The organism is Telmatocola sphagniphila (assembly GCF_018398935.1).
In the GTDB taxonomy this organism is placed as follows: domain Bacteria; phylum Planctomycetota; class Planctomycetia; order Gemmatales; family Gemmataceae; genus Telmatocola; species Telmatocola sphagniphila.
The window spans coordinates 2,103,632-2,114,611 of sequence record NZ_CP074694.1 but is presented as its reverse complement, the minus strand read 5'-3'; the positions used below and the strand labels follow the sequence as shown (position 1 = coordinate 2,114,611).

4 protein-coding genes are annotated in these 10,980 nt (G+C 48.1%); 3 read left to right on the top strand and 1 reads right to left on the bottom strand.

The window, feature by feature from the left end:
- The first annotated feature begins 291 nt into the window (after positions 1-291).
- From KIH39_RS08440 to KIH39_RS08430, 3 genes are all read left to right on the top strand, one after another.
- Positions 292-6,060 carry a PAS domain S-box protein gene (locus KIH39_RS08440; protein WP_213498896.1) on the top strand — a complete coding sequence of 1,923 codons (5,769 nt, stop codon included), beginning with the start codon at positions 292-294 and terminating at the stop codon, positions 6,058-6,060.
- A gap of 1,365 nt (positions 6,061-7,425) precedes the next feature.
- Positions 7,426-8,220 (top strand): sensor histidine kinase, encoded by a 795-nt coding sequence (locus KIH39_RS08435; RefSeq protein ID WP_315852415.1) that lies wholly within the window; start codon positions 7,426-7,428, stop codon positions 8,218-8,220.
- A gap of 107 nt (positions 8,221-8,327) precedes the next feature.
- Entirely contained in the window at positions 8,328-9,035 is a 708-nt protein-coding gene (locus tag KIH39_RS08430) for a response regulator (RefSeq protein ID WP_213498894.1), read from the top strand.
- Positions 9,036-9,443: 408 nt separating this feature from the next.
- Here KIH39_RS08430 and tnpC read toward each other — a convergent pair whose 3' ends face one another.
- Positions 9,444-10,958, bottom strand: a complete 1,515-nt coding sequence (gene tnpC / locus KIH39_RS08425) for an IS66 family transposase (protein ID WP_213498893.1) — start codon at positions 10,956-10,958, stop codon at positions 9,444-9,446.
- Between the last annotated feature and the right edge of the window lie 22 nt (positions 10,959-10,980).

The following is a 10,980-nucleotide window of genomic DNA, read 5'->3' as shown; positions in this document are numbered from 1 at the left end:
CCGCTAGCTTCTCGCTGATAAATAGAGTCTTTCCTGCCAAGAGTACTTTCGACACCGAGGCCTCCGCATAGAAATGGATATATGCTAGTGGTAAACCTCTAATTGCGAAATCGCTTGCGGTCAGGTCCCTGCAGGGCGATCACATCTTCCTTAAGTCCGGTTCCTTCCAAGAAGCTCCAGTTCTCTGGAACTAATCATCAGGAATTTCCTGACGATTATTACCGTTCAAAAAGTGTGAATAAAGCTAAATTAGTTGAACCATCGCCAAAAAATTGAGTATGTGGAGCGACGATGGCAAAAATTTTGGTAATTGACGATAAGCAGACAAATCGCGATTTTCTGGTGACCTTACTGGGCTACGAAGGCCATAGCCTCAGCGAAGCCACCGATGGTGCCAAAGGGTTAATACTCTCTCACCAAATCTGCCCTGACTTGGTAATCGTTGACCTCTTAATGCCGACCATGGATGGGTTTGAATTCGTTCGTAAGATCCGGGCGGATCCGGCACTTTCGGGAATGAGAGTTCTGTTTTACACGGCATTCTATGATCACAGCGAAGCTCAAAGACTTCTTCTAAGGTGTGATGTTCAAGGGATGCTGATTAAGCCCTGTACGCCAGAACTGGTTCTCAGCACCGTTCAGGCTACGCTCTCTCAACCACTAATTGCAATCGATTCACTTAACCCCGACCTAATTGACGAACAGCATCGATTTTTTGCCGAAAAAGTCCCCTCAAAACAAGAAGAACTTCAGCGGACCAATGAACGACTTGGCAAATTGGTGGAACTGGGGCTAACCCTCGGCGCTGAACCGGATCTGAAAAAATCAGTCCGTATTTTTTGCCAAGGTATCAGGCAACTGGTCGGGGTTCGGTATGTTTTGGCCACATTAAGTAGCGAAACAAGCGCAGATACCAAAGTCTACTCGAGTGGTCTGGAAGAGGCGTTGAATCCACTACCAGAAGCGTGGTCAGATTTAAGTACGGAATTTCAAACTCTCATCCAAGAATTTGAAACCGCCGATCGTCGGGAGCAACGGCGAGCCAGCTTAAACTCTCAAACTTCAGTCGCCCGATCAGAAATCTTCGTCCAAATGACTTTGCCGATTGCCTCGTCGTCCACGATTATAGGAAAACTTTATTTGCTGGATCCCTTGCAGACACGGTCCTTAACGACCCCCGAAATTCAATTAGTTCAAATGTTCACTTCTAATTTTTCGCAAGTTTATCAGGATCGATGTATTCGATTCGAATTGTCGAACACTGCGGAAAAACTCACAGAAGAAATATTGGTGCGGAACGCGGCAGAGGAAGCGCTTAGACAAAGCGAGGAAGACTATCGCCAGTTATTTGAATCAAATCCTCAAAGCATGTGGGTTTTTAGCACAGAGACTCTTCGATTTTTCGATGTGAATCAAGCCGCGATAACTAGATACGGCTATTCGCGATCAGAATTCTTGTCGATGACAATCGCCGAAATTCGTCCTGAAGCGGATATTCTTAAAGTTAAAGAATTGCTCGATAATCCGCTTCCAGAACTGCAACCTGGTCGAGTCTGGAGGCATCGTTTAAAAAATGGATCGTTGCGGGATGTGGAAATTTCTTCTCATGCGATTCGATATAGGGATCGACCAGCTCGTTTAGTGATGATAACCGACGTTTCAGAAACCAAACGGGCGGAAGCGGCGTTAAAAGACAGTGAGAAGCGATTACGGTTGTTTGTCGAACATGTATCGGCGCCGATTGCGATGTTTGACCGCGAGATGCGGTACCTCCATGTGAGCCGGAGATGGCTCAAAGATTTTCATTTGGAAAATCGTGATCTGACCGGTTTATGCCATTATGATGTCTTTCCGGACATACCGGAGCGTTGGAAATCAATTTATCAAAGATGTCTGGCAGGGGCGACGGAAAGTTGTGAAGAAGATTGTTTCGAGCGAAGTGACGGAACTCGCCACTGGATTCGATGGGAAGTCAGACCCTGGTTTATTTCTGATATTGAAATCGGTGGCATTATTATCTTTTGCGAAGAGATTTCACAGCGCAAGAAATCTGATTTGGCTCTCCGAACCAGTGAAGAACGACTTCGTTTAGCCCAGGAAGCGGGTCAGATTGGGATTTTCGACTGGGATGTACTCACGAACAAGAGTGTTTGGTCAGCTCAGCAAGAAATCATCTACGGTCTTGCCCCAGGAACCTTTCGGGGGGAGCACGAGCACTGGTTTGAAATGGTCGATCCGCGAGATCGGGATCGTGTCCGAAGTTCACTTGAGACTGTAATTTCAGAAAAAAAAGATTTGATCGAGATTGAGTACCGGGTAGTTCGACCCGGAGGCAAGATTCGTTGGGTTAGCAATCGTGGCAAATTGCAATTTCGAGAAGATGGAATTTTTTCCCGTTTGATCGGCACGACGGTTGATATCACCGACCGCATCACTGCGAAAAATCTGATTCTAGAGCGAGAGATTTTTGTGCGCGGCGTCCTGGATTCCATTTCATCGAATATCGCCGTTTTGGATTCTCGAGGTGAAATTGTTGCAGTCAACCAAGCCTGGCAGAATTTTACCCGGGTTAATTCGGGATCCGACAAGCTCATTTCTCGAACAGGTATAGGATCGAATTATTTAGCGATCTGTGAAAAAAGTGCTTCTTTAGGATGTTCCGACGGTGAAAAGGTCTTTCGAGGTATACGAGATGTTCTGCAAAGTCGAATAGATCGCTTTGAGCTGGAGTACCCTTGTCACTCACCGATGGAGCAGCGGTGGTTTACACTCAGTGTTACTCCACTAGACCACACGAATCGCGGGGTTGTGATCTCCCATACGAACATCACTGCTCGAAAAGTCGCAGAGCAGACCAATCAACGATCTCGCGAAATGTTACGATTAGTACTCGACAACATTCCACAAGGTGTTTTTTGGAAAGATCGGAATTCCCGGTATCTGGGTTGCAATCAGGTAGTCGCTAAATCGTTGGGATTTGATAGATCCGATTCACTCGTTGGACGGTCGGATACCGACTTGCCTTCAATTTCTACGGAACAGGCTCAATTTTTCATTCAGCTGGATCGGCAAGTCATGGAAGCGAATTGTCCTCGCTTCCATGTTGTCGAAACCATGACCTTGGCAGATGGCCGCACAATCTGGCTCGACACCAATAAGGTGCCCATGCATGATGCGGAAGGACGTGTCATTGGATTGCTTGGAACTTGGGAAGATATTACAGAGCGAAGGGAATCGGAGGCACTTCTCCAAGAAGAACGGGATCGATTCGCTCAAATATCAATGAATGCGCCTGGTATAATATTTGCTCTGCGACGCCATTCCGATGGAAGGATGACCTTTCCGTACCTCAGCAAGGCGGTTGAGGCGATTTTTGGCTTGGACGCTGAGCGTCTTGAGAAGGATGCATCCGCCTTTTTCGCTTCCATTCACCCTGAAGAACAAGAATCTGTCCAAATCTCTTTTGCACAATCGGCCAGCTGTTCCTCTCCGTGGCGGCAAACATTCCAAATTACCTGTCAAGCTAATCCGGTCTGGCTGGAGGGCAGAGCGACACCGGTTTTTGAGCATGGTGGAAGTGTCTTATGGCAAGGTTTTCTCATTGATGTCACCGAACGTAAACGTGATGAGGCCATTCTGCGATTCCAGCATGCTCTACTTCAATCGCAAACGGAGTCGTCGCCAGATGGAATTCTCGTTGTGAATGAAAGTGGACGTGTGCTGTCCTATAATCGCCGATTCGTCGATTTATGGAACATACCGCTTGAGGTCGCTACGACCGGAATCGACCAGGCATTGCTCCTCTTGGCGAAAACACGAGCCAGAGATCCCGAGCGATTCACCGCCCGAGTGGCTGAGATTTATGCGCATTCGGAAACGACTAGCCATGACGAGATCGAACTGCTGGATGGGAGAACCCTAGATAGATATAGCGGGCCGATTCGGAGCCTCGACGAAGAACTCTTGGGTCGAGTCTGGTACTTCCGTGATGTCTCGGATCGTAAGCGGGAAGAACAAGTCAAATCGGATCGCTCTCGGGAGGCTTCGCTGGTCGCTGATGTGGGAATGGCCGTCACTCATGGCAAGTCACAGCAAGCGATCCTTCAAGGTTGCTGTGAGGCAATATCTCGTCAATTGAAAGAAACTGCGATCGGCATTTGGATGCTGAATGAAGATCAGGAAACATTGGAATTACGTGCTGAATCAGGAGGTCTTTCTAATAGGGGTTGCAGCAAAGGAAAAGTTACGATAGGCAGGGATCCTATAGGTATCGTCGCGCGGCAACAAATGCCAATTTATATTGACAGTTTGACCGATGCCAGAGCAGATACGTCTAGTCGCTGGGTTCAAGACCAAGGATTTTTTGGTTATGCAGGCTATCCACTTTTATCGGGTCAACGGCTTTTAGGTGTGTTAGCCATTTATTCTCAACAGAAGATCGCTGAAGCAATTCTATGCTCGCTTTCGACAATCACCGAGCAGATAGCGCTGGGAATCGAACAGAAGCGAGTTAAGGTCGCCCTAGAAGCCTCAGAATATCGCTTACAACATGTGTTAGCCTCAAGTCCCGCCGTGCTGTTTACCCAACGGATCGAGAACCAGGAAATTCGGGAAATCACCTGGGTCAGTGAGAACATTAGTAAATTACTTGGGTATTCCTCCCAAGAAGCTTATCAACCCAACTGGTGGATCGAAAATCTTCACCCAGATGAGCAAGATCGACTCGCTTCCGATATCCATAAAAATTTATTCGAGTTGGGGCAGCTCACCCAAGAATTTCGGTTCAAAAACTCCGTTGGTAAATACAAATGGATTCGAGGAGAAATTCGACTCAGTTATAATGCCGACGGCCTGACACAAGAAGCAATAGGTTCTTGGTCGGATGTGGACGAACGCAAGCTTCTGGAGGATCAGGTACGTCAGAAACAAAAAATGGAGGCGGTGGGAAGACTGGCTGGAGGAGTCGCCCATGATTTCAATAATTTGCTGACGATAATCAATGGTTATGGAGAGTTAGCGCTCGGGGGATTGCATAGCCAAGATCCGACGTTCGGAATGATTCAAGAAATCATCCAAGCAGGTAAACGTGCGGCAGGACTGACCCAACAATTATTGGCCTTCAGTCGGAAAGCGATGATCGCGCCCAAGGTGCTCGACTTGAATGTTGTTATCGCGGATCTAGAACGCATGTTGCGACGGGTACTGGGTGAAGACATTGAACTCCATTATCGAGCACATCCCCCGATAGGAAAGGTAAAGGCAGATCCAACGCAAATCCAACAGGTCTTAATGAATTTGGTGGTTAATGCCCGGGATGCCATGCCGCGGGGAGGTAATCTGACGATAGAAGTCGAAAATGTCGATTTAGATGAATCGTATTGTTCGCAGCAACCTGAATCTCAGCCTGGACCTCACGTCCTCCTGGCGGTTAGTGATTCGGGATGCGGCATGAGTCGGGATACAGTCGATCAGATATTTGAGCCTTTTTTCACTACTAAAGGTGAGAACGGAACCGGATTGGGTTTGGCAACTGTGCACGGGATAATCCGTCAATCGGAAGGTCATATTACAGTCAATAGTGAGATCGATGTCGGGACCACCTTTAGAATCTATCTGCCGCGATTCACAATGGATACAGAAGGTCCGAAGTCCCAAATAGTTCTACCCCGATTGGCAAAAGGAAGCGAACTTATTCTGCTTGTCGAAGATGAAGATATGGTACGTTCCCTGATCTGTCACGTTCTTCGAGGGTGCGGCTACATGGTTCTGTCCGCACGAGATGGCTCTGAAGCGATCCAACTCGCCAAGGAGCATGTTGGTAGAATTCAATTATTGATTACTGATGTAGTAATGCCCCGCATGGGGGGGCGAGAAGTTGCCGCGCAGATCGGGAATTTACAGCCAGGCGTTAAGGTACTTTACCTTTCGGGGTATACCGATGATACTATCGTCCGACATGGAATACGGGAAGATGAGGTGGAGTTTCTGGCTAAACCGTTCGCACCGGCGACCCTGGCGGCCAAAGTTAGGTCAACATTGGGTAATCCGAGCTGCGGCTAAAGATAGCCTCTCACGTGAATTTGATGATCATGGTTATTAGAACGAGAATTGAAATTCGTTTCTCATCAATTGTGGCACTGCGATGACACTACTGCAGCGACCATGAAATCGATCAGGAAACAGACAAAAGACATGGGAACGGTACAAATCACCCGCACAGATTACTGAGAGGCAATAAACTGGGCAAGTTCTTTTGAAATGAAAATTCGGTAAAGGTCAGCGGTTACTTTGACCCATATAATTGAGAAATCCGAGCAATCCTGAAAGCGAATGGAGTCGATACGCTCAAGGCGAAGAGATAAAAACTGAACTTAGCGATTGCCTCGAATCCTATTGCGACTTTGAGATTCATCTAGCCATCGACTCTAATTACATTAGATGTAACTTCGCTTCAAGTTTATCTCTCAAAAAGTATCGGTGAGTGCACTGGTATCTTCGCCGGTTGGATTCCGTTTTGAAGGGAGCGTTCAATCGTTTGAAATTCTTGGCTCCTACATGCAATTGTTTTCAGTACTTCGAGACTTACTCCGACATCGGCTTCCCTCGCACAATGGAGCCAGGCTTCCTCGTAAACTTGTTGCGAAGCTAGATTTCGTTCTGAGATAGCTCCGTTGATGTTGATCAACACGTACTTTTTCGGAAACTGAATACCGTAATTACGGAAACAGAATCGGCTGAAGGCGATGGGAACAATCTGAACGATTTCCGTGGAGGAGAGAACCTCGCAACCATGCTTTATCAAGTGATCAATAACGTCAGAATCGGGAGCTGTAGGATTCGAATTGAGAAATCGAATTGCAAATTTGACTGCTTGGAGTGGGCTCGGTTCTCGCAATGGTGTGAACGTAGAAACAAGCCATCCAAACATTCAAACCTCCTCAAAAATCAAGCATATCCCATATTCCGGAGGGGATTGAAACCCCATCCCAAAAATTGGGATCCCTAACTTTTCAGATGAAATCTTAAGTTTTGGTAAAAAATCACGGCATTTACGTTCTATAGGAGACGCAGAATTACATCATAAAGATTGGATGCTAACTCACATTTGTCAATGAATTCAAAGACGGAAAATTGGGAGAAGAAGATAAAATAAACATCATGCAAACGGCTTTTATCAGCACTCGAAATAGGAATTGAGTGCGAATTCAATGTAAGAAATCGCCGTTCTGCTAGCCTAAACAGTCACAATATCCTTTGGCCGTAGCGTTTATTTTTGCAATCCTCCGAATGCACAGTACTTTTTCAAGTCCGAGTGATTTTCAAGTCTTTTCCTGAGCTGTGATTCATCGAGTTCCGAAAAACGGGTTGGCTTGTCCAAGATTTCTGTAATTCGACGCCAAGCTAGCTCTTCAGGTTCCGATTGTTATGGCGAACGCTACCAAACGAGTGGTGTCCTACATGGGTGAGCAGAGTGCAGGCGTTTCGCAGCATCAAACGAATTGTAGATCTGAGCCCCAAGAAAACGCGCATCAGGCCGTGAATTTATTCCTGGCTAACATGAGCCATGAATTCCGAACGCCCCTGGGTGCTATCATCGGTTACTCGGATATGCTGTCCTTTATGAGTTTAAATCCCGGTGAACGAGCTCAAGTTACACGTGCGATAACCCGGAATGCCAGACATCTACTTGCATTAATCAATGACATTTTGGATCTGACCAAATTCGAAGCCGGAAAGATGGCTTTAGAGATTATTCCGTTTCGACTTTGGCGAGTGGTCAGCGAAGCGGTTTCCGCAGCGGAGGTCAAGGCCTCTGAGAAAAATATCCAGCTCGATGCAATACAATCGGGCGATTTGCCTAGAATGCTGACGTCCGATCCCACTCGACTAAGGCAGATCCTGGATAATCTACTTGCGAATGCCATTAAATTTTCCGATTCCGGTAGCAAGATCCAATTTCATATTGCTCTCGTCAGTTCGGGTGTCGCCTCCAAGAATATCCAGTTTGTCATTAAAGATCAGGGGCCGGGAATGAACCGAGAGGTTCTCTCTCGACTTTTTCAGCCTTTTATGCAAGCGGACGTTTCGACTACTCGTCGGTTCGGAGGAACTGGTCTAGGACTGAGTATCTGTCAACGGTTCGCGACGGCAGTAGGAGGAACTATCAGTGTCAGAGTGAGCCAGGGAAGGAATCTAATTTTACAGTACAGTTACCTGTGAACTCAGAAGACTTGGAAGATTTGATCGATAAGGATTCGTCACTCAGCGACACTCTCCCTCCGCCGGCCAATTCGCGAATCAAAGGCGTTTCCCAAATCAGCCGAAAGATGAAAGTACTCCTGGCCGAGGATAATCCAGACAATCAGAAGATTATCTGCTTCTTTTTGCGTCAAGCTAGCCTTTTTGTAGAAGTAGTAGACACAGGAGAAAAAGCGATCCAAGCGGCTTTGAAAGGAGACTTTGATTTTATTTTGATGGACATGCAAATGCCCCAGATGGATGGCTATACAGCTACACGAACTCTTCGGCAGCGAGGCCACCTTAAACCGATTATTGCTTTGACGGCTCACAGCAGGTCTAGCGCAGAGAAAAAATGCCTGGAATCGGGGTGTGATGGCTTTCTATCTAAACCTCTCGACATGGAGAAGATAGCTCAGCTTTTGAAAAAACTCGTCCCTGACGAATCCCAACTCGCCAAAGCTCCTACAGTAGTAATACACCCGATGAAACCGGCTCAACAGGTTCAAATTCGGAAAGAAATTCCCGAAGATCTGCAAAGACTTCAAGAAGCTTACATTAACTCTTTAACCAATAAGGTCGCAGAGTTAGTAGCCGCTGCGGAGAATAACGATCGATCTTTGATAGCTGAGGCATCTCACCGGCTTCGGGGCTCCGCCGGTATGTACGGGCTGATCGATATAGCGGAAACGGCGTGTATGGTAGAGGATGCTTGCCGAGAGGGGCGGGATCTGGATCTGCTATCCGATTTGATTCAGGAACTAAGGGATCTGTCCAATTTGTTGCTTGGAGTGTAACAACGAATTTGTTTTATAAAGCGGAAATATGATAACTACGCTTCCAGATTATCCACATTACTATCTTCAGAGTTGAGCAGAATCTATGATGGTTTGAGTAGGGGTCTGAAATTCGTTCGATTTAAAATTATTTTTGAGTTTCAAAACGCTATCAGCAAAACGTTCTTTTTCCTGCCTAGTTAGCTGTGCGAATTTTAGAAACCACAACACTTCCTGCCTGCTGACTCCGCGAAAATGACTGCCCTTAGTTTCGAGCATTCCTAGGATTGCTTTCAGACATTCCGTAGCGATTTCGTTTCCCTTTTTTGGTGATGTGGGCCGGCGTCATCCCGCAGTTGCAGGCGCTGCATCGTATCCGTTCGTCTGAGGACGTGGTCAGCCCTGACCGAGCGATTTACCTTTCTCGGTTCAAGAGTCAATTTTCTCCCAGTTATAAGGCAATAGTTTGCGAAGTTGTTCGTTCGGTGTGATCGGCAGTCGGATCAAGACATTGCGGAGATATTCCCAGGGATTGATCTCGTGTATCAGGCAAGTGGCGGTGAAGCTCGAGAGAATAGCCAAGGTTCGTCCGCCGTTGTCGGAGCCGAAGAATAACCAGTTTCGTCGTCCGATGGCATAAGGTTTAATCGCGCGCTCGGCTACGTTATTGTCGATGCTCAATCGACCATCGGTGATATACACATTCAGTGCCTTCCACTGATTCAATTCATAGCCGACCGCTTCTCCGATCGGGCTTTTGGGCAGGACTTCCTTCTGGAGTTTTTCCAGCCAGGTGCCGAAGGACTCCAAGATCAGTTTCGCTTCAGTTTGCCTCAGCTCGGCGCGTGCGGGAGCGGTCAAGCCTTTGGCCCGATCTTCAATCGCATAGAGGAGTTTGATCCGAGCCACCGCTTCATGAGCCCACGCTGCGGCAGTTTTCTCGGCCTCCACGAATTTGCGGCGAGTGTGAGCCCAACAGGCGACTTCGATGATCGTTCCGGAAGTGAACAGCTGGTTGTAACCGCTGAACGCATCACACTGCAGATACCCCTGGAATCCTTTCAAGAAGGCGGCGGGCCACTCCCCGTAGTGATTGGGAGTCGATTCGTAAAGAATCATCCGATCGTCCAGGTAAGTCCAAAGCCTTCCGGTTCGACGACGATCGAGTTGATCGTCCTGCACCGGCACGGTGGTATCGTCGGTGTGCAGGTTCGGAGCCAATATCAGATCGGCTTTCATCAACTGGTACAACGGATGCAACACTTCGGCGGTGTCGGCCAGCCAGCCGCACAGAGTAGATCGGGCGATCTCGACTCCCTGGCGAGCGTAGCGTTGTTCCTGTCGATATAAGGGAAGGTGATCGACCAGCTTCGAGACGATGACATCGGCGATTAGACCCGGAGCCGTCTTCGATTTCGGGAAGGCGTCTGGAGGCAGCTCGGCGACTTTCAATTGATCTTTGGAGCCGTCGTTGAAGTGGATCACGTATTTGGGTCGAATCGGTTGCTGCACGAAAAGCGAGGAAGATTTGTAATCGAGCTTCTCGCTGATCTCTTCCCCGATGCGAACCCAATTCCCGCCGATGGCCCACTTCTCGGCTTGGGGAATATCGATCTCCGTCGTCTCGCGACGCAGATTCCCGGGAAGCGCTTTGCGGCCATGCCCTTTCTTTCGATTCTTCGTCGGCTCTTCGGTCCTTGGCGGTTCGAGAGCCGGAGCCGGCTGCGGCAGATCGGCTTCGTCGAAGAGGCTGGGTTGATCGGGGTGAATGCGATCGGACTTCGGACCATAGACGCGTTTGGGCAAGAGGTCGAGGCGGTGTTCGAGTTGTTCGGTACGCTTTTGAAGCTGAATGTGGGCGGCGAGTAATTCGCGGATCATGCCGTGGCAGGTGGCCAGATCCTGGGGCAGCGACGCATCAGCGAGAATGGATGGATTGTCCATACCGATAATACGCGCGGCGCGG

Coding starts and splice junctions, on each gene's coding strand:
- KIH39_RS08440 (WP_213498896.1), top strand. CDS start 292: ATGGCAAAAATTTTGGTAATTGACGATAAGCAGACAAATCGCGATTTT.
- KIH39_RS08435 (WP_315852415.1), top strand. CDS start 7,426: ATGGCGAACGCTACCAAACGAGTGGTGTCCTACATGGGTGAGCAGAGT.
- KIH39_RS08430 (WP_213498894.1), top strand. CDS start 8,328: ATGAAAGTACTCCTGGCCGAGGATAATCCAGACAATCAGAAGATTATC.
- tnpC (WP_213498893.1), bottom strand. CDS start 10,958: ATGGACAATCCATCCATTCTCGCTGATGCGTCGCTGCCCCAGGATCTG.